The organism is Pigmentiphaga sp. YJ18, assembly GCF_038066655.1.
Lineage (GTDB): Bacteria > Pseudomonadota > Gammaproteobacteria > Burkholderiales > Burkholderiaceae_B > Pigmentiphaga.
The window spans coordinates 949,187-964,216 of record NZ_JBBUKU010000002.1 but is presented as its reverse complement, the minus strand read 5'-3'; the positions used below and the strand labels follow the sequence as shown (position 1 = coordinate 964,216).

The 15,030-nt window shown below is 61.8% G+C and carries 16 protein-coding genes; 13 read left to right on the top strand and 3 right to left on the bottom strand.

Features of this window, described 5'->3' with window-relative positions:
- Positions 1–250 precede the first annotated feature (250 nt).
- Entirely contained in the window at positions 251–547 is a 297-nt protein-coding gene (locus WKR98_RS18300) for a hypothetical protein (protein ID WP_124689296.1), read from the top strand.
- A 2-nt stretch (positions 548–549) separates the two neighbouring features.
- Here the strand turns inward: WKR98_RS18300 and WKR98_RS18295 are convergent, their stop codons facing one another.
- The gene (locus tag WKR98_RS18295; RefSeq protein WP_124689297.1) at positions 550–1,533 is read right to left on the bottom strand and encodes a Bug family tripartite tricarboxylate transporter substrate binding protein; all 984 of its coding nucleotides are present in this window, start codon (positions 1,531–1,533) and stop codon (positions 550–552) included.
- A 352-nt stretch (positions 1,534–1,885) separates the two neighbouring features.
- Here WKR98_RS18295 and WKR98_RS18290 point away from each other — a divergent pair, with 352 nt between their 5' ends.
- Positions 1,886–2,800, top strand: coding sequence for a LysR family transcriptional regulator (locus WKR98_RS18290; protein ID WP_341434298.1), 915 nt, complete (start codon positions 1,886–1,888; stop codon positions 2,798–2,800).
- 145 nt (positions 2,801–2,945) lie between these two features.
- Positions 2,946–3,758: a TauD/TfdA dioxygenase family protein gene (locus WKR98_RS18285; protein ID WP_124689299.1), complete on the top strand. Its 813-nt coding sequence runs from the start codon at positions 2,946–2,948 to the stop codon at positions 3,756–3,758.
- Positions 3,759–3,819: 61 nt separating this feature from the next.
- Here the strand turns inward: WKR98_RS18285 and WKR98_RS18280 are convergent, their stop codons facing one another.
- Positions 3,820–4,632, bottom strand: a complete 813-nt coding sequence (locus tag WKR98_RS18280) for an aminoglycoside adenylyltransferase family protein (protein ID WP_341434297.1) — start codon at positions 4,630–4,632, stop codon at positions 3,820–3,822.
- Positions 4,633–4,812: 180 nt separating this feature from the next.
- Between WKR98_RS18280 and WKR98_RS18275 the strand changes: the two genes are divergently transcribed.
- From WKR98_RS18275 to WKR98_RS18250, 6 genes are all read left to right on the top strand, one after another.
- The gene (locus WKR98_RS18275; protein WP_341434296.1) at positions 4,813–5,976 is read left to right on the top strand and encodes a Gfo/Idh/MocA family protein; all 1,164 of its coding nucleotides are present in this window, start codon (positions 4,813–4,815) and stop codon (positions 5,974–5,976) included.
- Positions 5,973–7,163 (top strand): dihydrodipicolinate synthase family protein, encoded by a 1,191-nt coding sequence (locus tag WKR98_RS18270; protein WP_341434295.1) that lies wholly within the window; start codon positions 5,973–5,975, stop codon positions 7,161–7,163. Before WKR98_RS18275 ends, WKR98_RS18270 begins: the two co-directional genes overlap by 4 nt.
- A gap of 35 nt (positions 7,164–7,198) precedes the next feature.
- Complete coding sequence (locus tag WKR98_RS18265; RefSeq protein ID WP_341434294.1) at positions 7,199–8,218, top strand: amidohydrolase family protein; 1,020 nt, start codon at positions 7,199–7,201, stop codon at positions 8,216–8,218.
- Positions 8,219–8,276: 58 nt separating this feature from the next.
- Complete coding sequence (locus WKR98_RS18260; protein ID WP_341434293.1) at positions 8,277–9,245, top strand: Bug family tripartite tricarboxylate transporter substrate binding protein; 969 nt, start codon at positions 8,277–8,279, stop codon at positions 9,243–9,245.
- Positions 9,246–9,266: 21 nt separating this feature from the next.
- On the top strand, positions 9,267–10,142 hold the full coding sequence (locus WKR98_RS18255; RefSeq protein ID WP_341434292.1) for a sugar phosphate isomerase/epimerase family protein: 876 nt from the start codon (positions 9,267–9,269) through the stop codon (positions 10,140–10,142).
- Between the two features lie 75 nt (positions 10,143–10,217).
- Positions 10,218–10,859 (top strand): class I SAM-dependent methyltransferase, encoded by a 642-nt coding sequence (locus tag WKR98_RS18250; RefSeq protein ID WP_341434291.1) that lies wholly within the window; start codon positions 10,218–10,220, stop codon positions 10,857–10,859.
- 193 nt (positions 10,860–11,052) lie between these two features.
- Here WKR98_RS18250 and WKR98_RS18245 read toward each other — a convergent pair whose 3' ends face one another.
- On the bottom strand, positions 11,053–12,027 hold the full coding sequence (locus WKR98_RS18245; RefSeq protein ID WP_341434290.1) for a hypothetical protein: 975 nt from the start codon (positions 12,025–12,027) through the stop codon (positions 11,053–11,055).
- Between the two features lie 555 nt (positions 12,028–12,582).
- Between WKR98_RS18245 and WKR98_RS18240 the strand changes: the two genes are divergently transcribed.
- The 4 genes from WKR98_RS18240 (at position 12,583) to WKR98_RS18230 (ending at position 14,868) form a co-directional block, all read left to right on the top strand.
- The gene (locus WKR98_RS18240) at positions 12,583–12,744 is read left to right on the top strand and encodes a hypothetical protein (RefSeq protein WP_341434289.1); all 162 of its coding nucleotides are present in this window, start codon (positions 12,583–12,585) and stop codon (positions 12,742–12,744) included.
- 422 nt (positions 12,745–13,166) lie between these two features.
- Positions 13,167–13,586, top strand: a complete 420-nt coding sequence (locus tag WKR98_RS18235; protein ID WP_341434288.1) for an SHOCT domain-containing protein — start codon at positions 13,167–13,169, stop codon at positions 13,584–13,586.
- Between the two features lie 173 nt (positions 13,587–13,759).
- Entirely contained in the window at positions 13,760–13,912 is a 153-nt protein-coding gene (locus WKR98_RS29280; RefSeq protein ID WP_445936109.1) for an SEC-C metal-binding domain-containing protein, read from the top strand.
- Between the two features lie 254 nt (positions 13,913–14,166).
- A complete protein-coding gene (locus tag WKR98_RS18230; RefSeq protein WP_341434287.1) occupies positions 14,167–14,868 on the top strand; it encodes a hypothetical protein in 702 nt (233 codons plus the stop codon).
- Positions 14,869–15,030 lie beyond the last annotated feature (162 nt).

Genomic DNA, 15,030 nt, shown 5'->3' with positions numbered 1-15,030 from the left:
TTTCCGGGTTTAACAGGGCGGGTTGCGCCGGCGCGGCCATGTCGCGCGCAACGCAAAGAGTTTCGCGGCGTTGTGGAGTTCGGGGCCGTGCTTCTATATGCTTGCCGCTGGCCACACAACGATAAAATTTACAAGGACTGCGGAATCCATGAGAACGGTGCTCGCGGGGCTCGCGACCGCTGTGACGATGGGGTGCACCATGAACGGTTACGACCGGGCGGGTGCAACGACTTCGGGGCAGGAGGAGTGCGTGACCAGTCGTGACGTGAAGGAGATCGTCGTCCGGCTGCGGGACATGGGATGGACCGCCCAGCGTACGATCGATGCCGTGCTTTCCAACTCGCACATCGACGATGTCGAGACCCGGACCTGGTTCATCGGACTGGTCTCGGAAATCTATGGCGGCAATACCTCGCTGGCCGACGTCGACGCCGACTACGCCGCCTGCATGAAATCCCTGTCCCCCCAGGCCGTGCCCGTGCAGGCCGCCTCGGCCCGGGCGGAGCCGCGCGCGGCCTCCGGGCCGCGCGGCGACGTTCCGGGCTAGGCTTATTCCGGCTGCACGCCCGCGGCCTGCGCCACCTTGCGCCAGCGCGTGACCTCGCTGCCGACGAAGGCGGCGAACTGTTCCCCGGTCATGGGCTTGGCGACTTCGCTGCCGGTCTGCTCGATGCGCGCGATGTAGTCGCGGTCGGCGGCGACCTTGGCGATCTCGGCATTCAGGCGCGAGGCGATGTCGGCGGGCAGGTTCGCGGGGCCGAACAGGCCGGTCCAGGTCGTGACGTCCAGGCCCTTCAGGCCGCTTTCCTTGAAGGTGGGCACGTCGGGCAGGGCGGCCGAGCGCTTGTCGCTGCTGATGGCCAGTGCGCGCAGCTTGCCGGCGCGGACCGAGGACAGCGTGTTGGGGATGGTTTCCAGCATGAGCTGGACCTGTCCGCCCAACAGGTCCGGCATGGCGGCGCCGCCGCCCTTGTACGGAACGTGGACGATCTCCACCTTGGCTTCCGACTTGAACAGTTCGCCGCCCAGGTGGGAGATGGCGCCGATGCCCGCCGAGGCGTACGAGAGCTTGTCCGGGTTGGCGCGGGCGTAGTCGATCAGGCCTTGCAGGTTCTTGACCTGCAGCGAGGGGTTGACCACCAGGACCAGCGGACCGTCCTGCAGGCGGCCGATGGCGGTGAAGCTCTTGGCGACGTCGAAGGGCAGGGTCTTCTTCAGCACCGCATTGATGGCGTGGGTGCCGATGGTGCCGAACAGCAGCGTGTAGCCGTCCGGCTGCGCGCGCGCGACGTAGTCGGAGGCGATGATGCCGCCCGCGCCGGGCTTGTTCTCGATGATGACCGGCTGCCCCAGGCGGGCGGCCAGCGAGGCGCCGAAGGCGCGGGCGAGGATGTCGGAGGAACCTCCGGCTGCGAAGGGCACCACCATGGTGACGGGGCGGGTCGGATAGCCTTGGGCGTGGGCCGCCGACAGTCCGATGGATGCGAAGGTGGCGGCGACACAGGCGCGCAGCACGTATTTTCTCAATACCATGGTGAATGCTCTCTGGACGAAAAAACGAAGGAAGAAGATATCCCGCCGATTCGGGGCGGATAAATGCGGGTTATTCCGGCCATATGGGCGGAAATATATTGATGTCTCTTCCGTTGATAATCCGCGCAAACCGGGGATGGTTGGCGCGGTCCACGGGACCGGCACGAAAAAAACGATCACGATATGTGGTGTTTAAACCGAATGTCGTGTTTCGTGTATGGTCCAATGGTTAATAGGTGACACACTATAGGCGCGCGTCGAAGGGTGTCAAGCGCTTCTTGCCAAATCGCCGCCTTCGCTGGAAGATAGCAACAAGCTATGCGAATACTGCATTTCTGTTAGATCGAAAACCATGGATTTCAAGCAGCTCGAATACTTCGTCCGCGTGGCCGAGCATGGCAGCTTCAGCCGGGCCGCCGCGGCCCTGGGCCTGGGGCAGCCTTTCCTGAGCAGGCAGATCCGCCAGCTCGAGGTGGACCTGCGCAAGACCCTGTTCCATCGCCATGGGCGCGGCATCGTCCTGACCGATGCGGGCGAGCAGTTCCTGTTGTTCTCCCGCAGCGTGCTGCAGCAGCTCGACGCCGCCACCCAGGTGCTGTCGCGGTCCGAAACCGAGATCACCGGCCGCGTGGTGATCGGCATGCCGCCGTCCCTGGGGCGGGTGCTGACGGTGCCGCTGGTGCGCGCCTTCAGCGAACGCTTCCCGCTGGCCAGGCTTACCATCGTCGAGGCGCTCAGCATGACGCTGTACGAGCGCCTGATTTCCGACAAGCTGGACGCCGCGCTGATGTACGACCCGGCCGTTTCCACCCTGACCGAGATCGAGCCCCTGGTGCGCGAGCCGCTGTGCCTGATCCTGCGCAAGACCGAGGCGGGGCAGGAGAGCCGTCCGCTGGCGTTTTCCCACCTGGCCGAACACCGGCTGATCTTCCCGTCCGAGCCGCATCCGCTACGCATGCTGGTCGAGGCCGAAGCCGCGCGGCAGGGCATCGTGCTGGACATCGCCTTCGAGATCGACGGCGTCGAGGCCATCGTGGCGCTGGTCGACAAGGGCTTCGGCGCGGCGGTGGTGCCGTACAACCTGGTGCGGGCGGGCATGCCGGGCACCGACCTGCGCATCTGTCCGCTGGTCGAACCCGTGGTGGGCGGGGTGATCGGGCTGGTCACGCACAGCCGCCGGCCGCCCACGCTGTTGACCGCCAAGACCGTGGACCTGCTGCGGCAAACCGCGGCGGAAACGCTGGTCGGCAGCGAACCCGCTGCCTGAGTAATGCGAAAATTGCATAACAACTAGTCGCCCTGGGGGCTAGCAGGATCGCGGCCCACGGGAGATGATTCTATCCATGCCGACCGGGCTGCCGGTGGCCGCCGGGGTTGCCGGTAGTTTGTTTTTGCGGAATCAGGAAAACATCATGAAATATGAAGCCATAACGGTCAAACCCATATCCCCGCATATTGGCGCGGAAATCGGGAATATCGATCTGACCCGCCCGCTGTCCGACCAGGAGGTCAAGGAACTGCACGCGGCATTCATCGAATACCAGGTCATTTTCTTTCGCGACCAGAAAATCAGTTTCGAGGACCAGATCCGCACGGCCGAATATTTCGGCTCGCTGGGCAAGCACGTCGGCGTCAACACCATCAGCAAGACCACCGATAATCCGCTGGTGCGCAAGTTCCACTACGACGAGACCTCCAAGCAGATCTCGGGCGAGAACTTCCACAGCGACCAGTCGTGTGCGGCCATCCCGCCGCTGGGCAGCATGCTGTACAACCACACGGTGCCCCCGCACGGCGGCGGCGACACCATGTTCGCCAGCATGTACGCGGCCTACGAGGCGCTGTCGCCCCGGATGAAGGCCTACCTGGAAGGCCTGACCGCCACCCATGACGGCACGCGCGTCTTCGGTCCCGGCACGCCGATTTCCTCGCACCCGGTCATCGTGCGCCACCCCGAAAGCGGCAAGAAGCTGATCTACGTGAACACCGACTTCACGTCGCACATCAACGAGCTGCCCAGGCTGGAAGGCGAACGCGTGCTGAAATTCCTGGTCGACCACTGCAACAAGCCCGAGTGGACCTGCCGCTTCCGCTGGGAGCCGCATTCGATCGCGTTCTGGGATAACCGCTGCACGCACCACAAGGCGATCTGGGACTACTGGCCCAACGTGCGCTCGGGTTTCCGCGTCCAGGTCGAAGGCAAGGAAGCCCCCGTGGCCGGCTGATTCTTCTTTTCGTTGTCGTTGTTGCCTGTATTGGGCGGCCCGTATCGCGGGCCGCCTTTTTTTATGCGAGATCGCGCAAGGCGGATCCCGCCAGGATGCTTTCTATTTCCGGCCGGGCGTAGCGGATGAAGGCGGCGACCCGTTCGCCGTCGGCAGGGCCATCCTGTTCCCCGTCCAGGTAGGCGGCCCGCGCGGCCGCCAGGGTGGGGCGGTGATCGTCGGGCAGGCGTTCCAGCGCCCACGCTGCCGCGACGTCCTTGGGCGCGATCCGGCCGGTGGCGGCGCTGTACCAGATGCGCGCCAGGGCCAGGAGGATGTTGCGTTCGTCGCCTTCCCAATCCTCTTCGGTATTCCACTGCGCCAGGGTATCGGCCAGTGCGGTGCGGAAGTCGCGCGGCGGCACCGCCTCGAGCAGGGACGCGGCCGGCGGGCCAACCAGGGCGATGCCGTGCTGCCGGGCCTTGGTCAACAGGATCGCGAGATCGTGGTCCGGGACCGGAGGCTCGACGACGCCGGCCAGCAGGTCCTGCCGCAACCACTCGCCGAACTGTAGTTCGCGCCGGGCCGGATGGCGCCAGGGCACCACGTCCTCCAGGACGACGACGGTCACTTCCAGCGCCCGCCATGGCCCGCCGCTGTCCACGGGCGCCGAGACCGTCAACAGATCCTGCATCAGATCGCGCCGCACCGCCTCGGGCAGGCGCGCGCGCACGGCCGCCAACAGGTCGATGTCGCTGTATCGCTTCAAGCCGCCGTCCAGCGCCGAGCCGTACAGGTGGATCGCCGCCAGCGTGCCGGCCAGATGCCGTTCGATCACGGCACGGGCCAGGGCCACCTGGCCGCGGATTTCCATCGGTATCGGGGGGCTTTGCATGTTTCTCCTTGATCGAGCCTGTCCGGCCAGGGCCGGAATCATGCCAGTCTGACACGGATTAGGGTTTTTCCCGCTGCCCGTATTTCGTTCCCGCCGTTGACATCCGCCGGCCATGCCGTCACTATTCACCAAATGGTGAATTAAGTGCAGACCCGCACACAGTCGACGACGGAGACACGCATGGCAACACAACGACTCGGCCTGATCATGCACGGGGTGACCGGCCGCATGGGCATGAACCAGCACCTGATCCGGTCCATCGTGGCCATACGCAAGCAGGGCGGCGTCACGCTGTCCAACGGCGACAAGGTCATGCCCGACCCCATCCTGGTCGGCCGCAATGCCGAGAAGATGGAAGCCCTGGCCAAGGCCCACGACATCCCGCGCTGGGGCACGGATCTGGACGAGGCTCTGGCCAACCCGGACGACTCGGTGTTCTTCGACGCCGGCACGACGCAGATGCGCCCCACGCTGCTGGCCAAGGCCATCCGCGCCGGCAAGCACGTGTATTGCGAGAAGCCCATCGCCACCAACCTGAACGAGGCGGTGGAGATCTGCCGGCTGGCCGAAGGCTCGGGCCTCAAGCACGGCGCGGTGCAGGACAAGCTGTTCCTGCCGGGCCTGCGCAAGCTCGACATGCTGAACAAGGCGGGCTTCTTCGGCAAGATCCTGTCGGTGCGCATCGAGTTCGGCTACTGGGTGTTCGAGGGCGACCTGCAACCCATCCAGCGGCCGTCCTGGAACTACCGCACCGAGGACGGCGGCGGCATCATTCTCGACATGGTCTGCCACTGGCGCTACGTGCTGGACAACCTGTTCGGCGAAGTGCAGGCCGTGTCCTGCCTGGGCAAGACGCACATCCCCACGCGCTGGGACGAAGCCGGCAAGCCCTACCAGGCCACCGCCGACGACGCCTGCTACGCCACCTTCGAACTGGCCGACGGCGTGGTCGCGCAGGTGAACAGCTCGTGGACCACCCGCGTGCGCCGCGACGACCTGGTCACCTTCCACGTGGACGGCACGCACGGCTCGGCCGTGGCGGGGCTGACCGACTGCCGCACGCAGTCGCGCGTCAACACGCCCAAGCCGATCTGGAACCCGGACGTGAAACAGACCATGCCGTTCTTCGAACAATGGCAGGAAGTGCCCGACACCCAGGCCTACGACAACGGCTTCAAGATCCAGTGGGAGCACTTCATCCGCCACGTGGTGGAGGACGCCCCGTACCGCTGGACGTTGCCCGAGGGTGCCAAGGGCGTGCAACTGGTCGAGGCCGCGCTGCAAAGCTGGAAGGAACGGCGCTGGGTGGACGTGCCCCGGCTGGACGTCGGAGCCCGGCGATGAGCCTGTCCATCAACCTGCCGGCGGCCGGCGGCCTGCGGCGATACGCGCTGCGCGACCGCGCGCCGTTCCAGGCGCCGCCCGCCGGCGCGCAGTTCGATCGCATCGCCTATTCGGCGGCGCACGTGGTGGCCGATCCGCTGGCGGCCATCGACCCGTGGCTGCAATGCGCCGTGGACTGGGATGCCACCATCGCCTACCGCCAGCGCCTGTGGGCGCTGGGCCTGGGCGTGGCCGAGGCCATGGACACCGCGCAGCGCGGCATGGGGCTGGACTGGCCGACGTCGCTGGAGCTGATCCGCCGCTCGCTGGACGCGGCCCGCGACGTGCCCGGCGCGCGCGTGGCCTCGGGTTGCGGCACCGACCACCTGGCACCCGAGGACGCCCGAAGCATCGACGATGTGATCCGCGCCTACGAAGAACAGATGGCCGCCATCGAAGGCCTGGGCGGCCGCCTGATCGTCATGGCCAGCCGCGCGCTGGCTCGCGTGGCCCGTGGCCCCGCCGACTACGAACGCGTCTACGACCGCATCCTGAGCCAGGCCCGCGAACCCGTCATCCTGCACTGGCTGGGCGACATGTTCGACCCCGCGCTGAAGGGCTACTGGGGCAGCGGCGACGTGGATGCCGCCATGCGGACGGCGCTGGACGTGATCGCCGCGCATCCCGACAAGGTCGACGGCATCAAGATCTCGCTGCTGGACAAGGACAAGGAAATCGCCATGCGCCGCCGCCTGCCGGCCGGCGTGCGCATGTACACCGGCGACGACTTCAACTACGCCGAACTGATCGCCGGCGACGGCCAGGGCGAACTGCCCAACCACCGCCACAGCGACGCGCTGCTGGGCATCTTCGACGCCATCGCGCCGGCCGCCAGCGCGGCGCTGGCGGAATTGGCGGCCGGCAACGTGGACGCCTTCAACCGCATCCTGGCGCCCACCGTGCCGCTATCGCGCCACATCTTCAGCGCGCCCACGCGCTTCTACAAGACCGGCGTCGTGTTCATGGCCTGGCTCAACGGCCACCAGGACCACTTCGCGATGGTGGGCGGGCAGCAGAGCACGCGTTCGCTGCAACACTTCGCCGAGCTGTTCCGGCTGGCGGACGCGGCGGGCCTGCTGGAGCAGCCCGAGCTGGCGGTGGGCCGCATGAATACCTTGCTGGCCCTGCATGGCGTGGATGGACGATAGGACCCCGCTGGATCGGTCTCGACAAAGGAAGCCGCGTGAGAAAAATCGATAGCTATTCGCACCTGTTCCCGCCCGCGTACTTCGAGCGCATGAAAGCGCTCGCCAAGGACCAGGGCGCGATCAAGCGCTGGTTGACGGTGCCGGTCCTGTACGACCTGGACGCCCGCCTGAAGATGATGGACGAGTTCCCGGGATACCAGCAGATCCTGACTCTGTCGTCGCCGCCCATCGAGTTCGTGGCCGGGCCGGAAGACTCGCCGGAACTGGCCCGCCTGGCCAACGACGGCATGGCCGAGATCGTCGCCCAGCATCCCGACAAATTCCCGGCCTTCGTCGCTTCGCTGCCCATGAACAACGTCGAGGCCGCGCTGCGGGAAATGGACCGGGCCATCGGCAAACTGGGCGCGCGGGGCATCCAGATCTTCACCAACGTCAACGGCCGGCCGCTGGACGATCCCGAGTTCTGGCCCATCTTCGAGAAAGCGGTCAACGAATACCAGGTCCCGATCTGGATGCACCCGGCCCGCGGCGCGAACTTCCCCGACTACCTGACCGAAAAGAAGTCCAAGTTCGAGATCTGGTGGACCTTCGGCTGGCCCTACGAAACCAGCGCGGCCATGACCCGCATGGTGTTCTCCGGCTTCTTCGACAAGCTGCCCGAGATGAAACTGATCACCCATCACATGGGAGCCATGATCCCGTTCTTCGACGGCAGGGTGGGGCCGGGGCTGGACCAGTTCGGCAGCCGCACCTCCGACGAAGACTACGAAGGTTTGCTCGAACGCATGCCCAAGCGGCCCATCGATTACTTCCGCATGTTCTACGCCGACACCGCGCTGGCCGGATCCAAGGCCGGCGTGGCCTGCGGCCTGGAATTCTTCGGCGCCGAGAAAGTTCTGTTCGCGACCGATTGCCCGTTCGATCCGGAAGGCGGACCGGCCTTCATCCGCAGCATTCCGGATGCCATCGACGCGCTGGACCTGAGCGAGGCCGACCGCGAAGGCATTTACTTCGGCAACGCCTTGAAGCTGTTGAAAATGGGCTGCGGCTGCTAAGGCGCCGCCCGCAACGGCGATGCCGGAAACATAGCCGGCACGCACCGAGGAGACATGCATGAAATCCTGGATAGGCAAGATCGTGCTGGGCGCAGGCGTGCTGGCCGCTACCGCGGCGGCCCAGGCGCAAGGATATCCGTCGCGGCCCGTGCGCATCATCGTTCCCTACGCCCCCGGCGGCACCGTGGACCTGGTCGCCCGCGTGGTGGCCGGCAGATTGTCCGAGCAGACGGGCCAGTCCTTCGTCGTCGAGAACCGCGCAGGCGCCAGCGGCGCCATCGGCAGCGAGGCCGTGGCGCGCGCGCCGGCCGACGGCTACACCCTGCTGGTGCAGTCGCCCACCCTGATCGCCAACGCCCTGATGTCCGACACCGTGCCCTACGACACGGCCAAGGACTTCACGCCCATCTCGCTGCTGGGCTCCGTGCCCATGCTGCTGGCGGCCCACCCCAGCGTGCCGGCTGCCAATCTCAAGGAATTCATCGACCAGGCGCGCGCCAACCCCGCCAAGTTCACCTTCGGCACCTCCGCCGTCGGATCGCCCATGCACGTGGCGGAAGAAGCCATCAAACACGACGCCAAGCTCGACATCCTGGTCGTGCCGTACAAGGGCACCGCGCCGGCACTGAACGACCTGCTGGGCGGACAAGTCAGCGCCATCATCGACGCCATACCCTCCACCTATCCGCACGTGGCCAGCGGCAAACTCAAGGCCCTGGCCGTCACCACCAGCGCGCGCCTGCCTTCCATGCCCAACGTGCCCACCGTCGCGGAATCCGGGATACCCGGCTTCGACATGGTCACGTGGTACGGACTGTGGGGACCGGCCAAGCTGCCGGACGCCGTGCTCAAAGTCCTGTCCAAAGAACTGGCCACGGCCATGAAAGCCCCCCTGGTCACCGAGCGGCTGGGCAACCAAGGTTTCATCGCCGACGGCGGCAGCCCCGCCTCGTTCGCCGCCTTCATCGACAAAGAGCGGGCCATGTACACGCGGGTCATCAAGGCCGCGAACATCCAGATCAAGTGATTTTTTTACGGTAGCCGACCCATGCGCGATTTCTCCCAAGACCATCAATGGATGTCCATCAACACCGCCACCGTGCGCAAATCGCGCGGACAGGAAGTGCCGCTGCTGGACATCCTCGACGCCTGCGCGCGGCTGGGCGTGCGGGCTATTTCTCCGTGGCGTGACCAGGTCGCGGCGGCTGGGCTGGAGCAGGTATCGCGCGTCGTGCGCAGCCATGGGCTGGCCTTGTCCGGCTATTGCCGCGGCGGCATGTTTACCGCGTCGGATGATGCTGGTTTGATGCGGGCGCGGGATGACAACCGCCGGGCCGTGGACGAGGCCTGCGAACTGAACGCGGCGTGCCTGGTGCTGGTGGTGGGTGGGCTACCGGGTGCTTTGCAGGGCAAGGCCGAGTACCACGATATCGCTCGCGCTCGGGCGCAGGTGACCGAAGGCATCGCGCAATTGCTGGAGTATGCGCGTGAACGCAAGATGCCTATCGCCATCGAGCCGCTACATCCGATGTATGCGGCGGATCGGGCGTGCATCAATACGCTGGAACAGGCGCTGGATGTGTGCGATCTGGTGGATCCTGCGGGTAGCGGGGAGATTGGCGTGGCGGTGGATCTTTATCACGTCTGGTGGGATCCGAAGTTGCAGGCGCAGATCGAGCGGGCAGGGCAGAAGCGGTTATTGGCTTTTCACGTTTGCGATTGGCTTACGCCCACCACCGATCTGCTGAACGATCGGGGCATGATGGGGGATGGCGTGATCGAGATTCCCAAGGCGCGGGGGTGGGTCGAGGCGCAGGGGTTCGCGGGATTTAGCGAAGTGGAGATATTTTCGTATCGGTGGTGGGAGCTTGATACCGATACGATTTTGCGGACCTGCATCGAGCGGCATCGGTCGGTGGTGTAGGGGCGAGGGGAGGGCAGTGTCGGTGGCTCTGATATGCTTGAAAGCGTCACGTGCTCAAGTTTTCGGAGTGCCGTGTTGTCCAAATCTCCTGCTGACAACGTCATTTCCCTGTATCGGGAGCATGCCGCTGCGTTCGAGAAAAATAGAAATCATGAATTCATCGAACGTACTTGGCTGAACCGGTTTTTGGAGCTGCTTCCCGGTTCTCGGTCGGATGTGCTGGATATCGGCTGTGGCAACGGTGCGCCGATGGCGCGCTACCTTATTCAGAACGGATGCAGGGTAACCGGGGTGGATACGTCGCTGCCATTGCTCGCGCGTGCGCGTGCGTCGTTGCCGCAGCAACGCTGGATTGCGGCGGATATGCGGCAGATGCCGGTGACAGGGCCGTTTCACGGCTTGCTGGCTTGGCATAGTTTTTTTCATCTATCCCCTGAAGATCAACGGCCTATGTTCGCCACTTTTCGGCGACTGGCGGCGCAGGGTGCTGTTTTGATGTTTACCAGTGGTACCCGTCTGGGCGAGGCTATCGGCCAGTTCGAGGGTAAGCCTCTTTATCACGGCAGCTTGGACACGAGGGAATATCAAGAACTGCTGAGTGCCAGCGGTTTTACTGTGGTCCGGCATGTCGATAACGACGCGACATGTGGGGGAGCGACAGTATGGTTGGCGAAGTGGGACGGAGGAGGTCGCTTTGGGGCGAGATCGGATACTTGAAAGGGACTGTTCTCGACCAGAAGCAGACAGTAGCAACAGACAGCTTCCTCACATTTCGTTTTGCTGCTCTTGAGTCGGAGCACTTGGCGTCTGAGACAGAAGGTCCAACCGTAAGTGCTTGCCCGCAAAATGGTTAGCCGCTCTACTGCTCATCTGTTCTGGACAGATAAAAGTCAAAGGAATTTCTTGAAAGCTATCGAAGCTCGTCGACCTCGGCTATCAGGGTGTTGCTCCGTGCTTCGGTCGTTTTGAAGGCACTGTCCAAGCGCTTGAAGAGCGCCTCCATTTTTTGGAATAGCTTGCCTACTGCTTCAGTGGCAGGGAGGACTAACTGGCATTTGGCATGATATTCAGTCTCATACAGCCCCTTGGAGGTGCGTTGAGTGCAGATGGTCTTCGCGGTAGAAAGGCTACTTTCCACCCTATCATGAGCTGCTCTGGCGTTCGATTCCGAGTTCTCTACCTTCACATTTGTTCCAATAAGCCCCTCAACCATCAGTTGAGTCATTGCGACGGAAACCTGCGACCGCGCTACACCATCGTGGAGCGTCCGAGCGTGTGCGGCCATCTTCTCGAGCCGGTCCGAAACGGCTTCGTAGAGTGCCGGAATCTTCGCTAGGGCACTCACCGTTTCGGTCCCTCTAATTTGGAACTCCCGTGCCTGCTTCAGCGCTGTGTCTATGTCGACCAACCCAGACTTGGCGAGCCTGTTTGCATTCAGCTGGGCCTTCGCCGCACGTGTGGCATTTGCCGCTTGCTTTGCGCGGGACGCCAATTCGGAGATGATCATCTGCTCATCTCGCTCGCTCGAAGAAGCTAGGTTGCCCTGTAATCCATCACCGCCGGAGAGCCGGATGCTTGAATTCGTCCGGGTCCCGGAAAACGCGATGACACCCCCTTGGGCCCAGGGGCGCTCAATGCGACCTACTATTTGACTCCCTTGTACTGCTCCGGACACTGGAGCATCGAAATCTGCCTTTGCTCCGTTCTCAGTGACAACCACTTGTCGATACCGGCCAACGACGCTACCTTCCTTCGTCTCGAGAAGTTGCAAGGCGATGTAGCCGTTGTCTCTGTAGTACCCCATGTACAGGCCGGACCAACTGGCAGCCGTTGCCGGAGCAACGGCACCAAGCAACGCGAGGAGGGTGAAGTGGGCGAGTGACATGGATCAAGCTAACCGATTATGGGGATTGACTGTGTCCAATCGTATCCCATTCGAAGGGAACTGGGCCATATAACGCTGGTCACTGCAGCATGACAGGCGAGGGACACCGCTGAAGTGCGTGCCTTATTACAAGGTCGGCTTGAAACAGCACTTCGTGGCGCGCTCACTACTGATGAAGTGGGAAACCTTCCATCTGGGGAGCGACGGTCTGATGGGGGCGTTGGATCTCACGCTGGAATGAAATGGCGGGCGGCAAATTGTTTATCAGGGAAATTGGGCCACGTGGATTTTTTTGACCTCACGGTATTCAACGGAGCGCACCACGGGCATATAACGTCATATGCAAGACTTTTCTCACACGATCTTGCATACGCGAGGGTGGAGAATGGGCAGGACGAACCGATCGGTGAACTCGTCTTTCGGCGCAAGCACAGTGAGGCCGGGCGTGCGATCGAAATCGAAGAGGCAACTCGCTGTTCCTATCGGGGAGGTATGCAGGCTCATTTCGGCGGGCGCTACCCCCATGAGCCCGAGCCTTGGTTCGAAAGAGGGCTCATGAACGAACTGGAATTGTCGCGTCTTTATCAGCTTGTCGGTGAGCACATGGGCGCTATGCGGGCATGCACTTCAGACATTGGTTTGGGCGAAAGCGCCGATATGGAGGGTCAAACCGTTGTTTGGGGTGTAGCAGGCCTCTACGCCGAAATGGTCGAGTAGTTGGGGCAGATGTGGGCCGCGTACATAGACTCAGAGGCGGATTGCGTGCACTACTTCACCAAAGTGCTAAAGGCACGAAACACATTGCCTGCGACGATCGAAAAGTGGAGAGAGAAGTTTGCAGACAAGCCCGTGAGGTATTGTGAACCTATCCGGCCAGTGCCCATCTGACCCTCAGCGGGCCAATGACACAGCGTATTGAAGTCTTTACTGAGCAGGCCTCAACACTCTCCAAGATGTTAGTTTTCGGCCAAGAATAGAGACCATTTATCTAAAAATTTAGGATGACCTATATGCCTAGGGATTAGGCAGTTTCCTGTGCGCCACGAAGTCCATTGCTTTACGAGGCCTCGCTGCATAAGATGAGCATCGTCTTTCTTATCTAGTCCGACAAAAATCCGAGATATCAAGGGGAGGAAGTTATGGGAACCGTAGTTGTCATTGTTCTAATTGCCGTTGTTGGATTTGCGATCTATTCTGGCGTGGCACAAGCCAAAGCGAAGGAAGCTGCCAAGCAAGCATACCTTGAGGCGCTCTCAGCTTTGAAGTTAGATCCGCACGACGCAGACCATAAGCAGAAAACGCTAGCTCTCGGACGAATCTACTCAAATTTGACGCGGGACAAAAAAGGCAACACTCTATTTGACGAGGTCGCACTTATGAACGACATCAACGCTGCTTGCGCCGCAGCTGGTTCCAGCCTAACGCAACAGTCACTGACGTCTACGCCAGAAAAAACTATTGAGGAACGTCTCAGCACTCTCAGTCAACTGATGGATAGGGGGCTTATTGAACCCTCGGAGTATGAAAAGCGCCGCGCAGAAATTCTTGAAAGCATATAGGGCGCGAGCTACAGTCTGAGATTTTCTTCTATACGAGGAACAACGCCTGTGAATTCCCTATCGATTGGAGCTACCAGCAGCGCGCGACACAATGGTTTGATGTCTCCGTCAGCCCGGGAAGGCAAGTCCAGTTCGGTGTTACGTTGAGTTTTCCGTGGGAGCCCCCGGCGGAGATGGATTCGCTAATCGCGAAAATGAAGCCAGCGGTTCGGGTGCGAGAGGTGCTCCTTCAGTACATACGAGAAGTGGGGCGCAAGAAATTCGGGCGAAACGAGCCTTGTAACTGTGGTAGCGGCCGAAAATATGAGAAATGCTGCTTGAACTAGCTAAGGGCACAAGGGCGTTGCGCTGTGCAATGCGCTTACGAGTTTGACCGGCCTCGCTGGTGCCTGCTCACAATAATCGAGCAAAAACACTATGGTTACCGGGAATAGCCTATTATCGTCCGTTTCCGGCCACGTGCCGATCTTCAGGTAGTAATTTTATTGGCCGCTTTATTTTGTAATATACCTACTGGAATACGCGAGCACCAGATGTTCAACCTCTCCAAAACGTCGCGAAGAGAGCGGTGGATGTATAGATGATCGACATTGGGACAACAGATTTCTATTTTGCAGTGCCTAATCTCACGAAACGTCAGCTTGAGCGGTATTCTCTGCACCTCTTTGATCGCTGGGAGCAGAGCGTTGAAGAAAATCTCCTTGTTCCGGACTACTCTCTCGCACTGGAAGTTGAGGAGGGGTCGATCAAAGGCAAGGGGAGAATTGCTGTAGCATTGGGCGCCCTTTATTTCGGAATCGGAAATTACGGCTCCTTCATTTCGGGCCTGCAAATCGTCAGGGATCAGGTTGTCACTGTAAGCGATGTTCTTGCGAAAACAGCAGAGCAGCAACTAGGGCGTGACTTCGAGGGTTCAAGAATACGAAAGCGTAGTGGGACTCTTGGCGCCTTGCAGCGCTTGTTTGTGCAGGTTCAGCGAGGAGAGATAACTCCGGAGCAGGCTACAAACGAGGCGGAAGCGTTGATAGGTGACGATGCGAAAGAGTCGCCTGAGTTCATGACAAAGTTGAGTCAGTCCTTGGTAGAGGCCCCTCGATTTCACGAACAAGTTCAGCTCCCTCTTGAGAGTACCGAGGAAATCCCGATTAGCGGTCAGCCTCACAGAGATCGGCGCACCCCGAGACCGAGTATTCCATTTTGGCCGGTGTCATCCCACCTCCGTGTTGAGGTTTGGCGGGAGTCAAAAAAGGATAAAAAGAACTTCCGTACCGTTAGTGTTTAAGAGCTCCGGCATCTTCGACCATTGTCAGGGCGCAGCACGGCCGCTTTAGGTCGACAGCAGACAAACGAGAACGACGGTTATCGACCCTCTTCAGCCGCTCAATGCCCCGGTGATCGAGCGGCATCTAGAAGTGCAGAACGGCCATTCGCCCTGTTTGCTCCC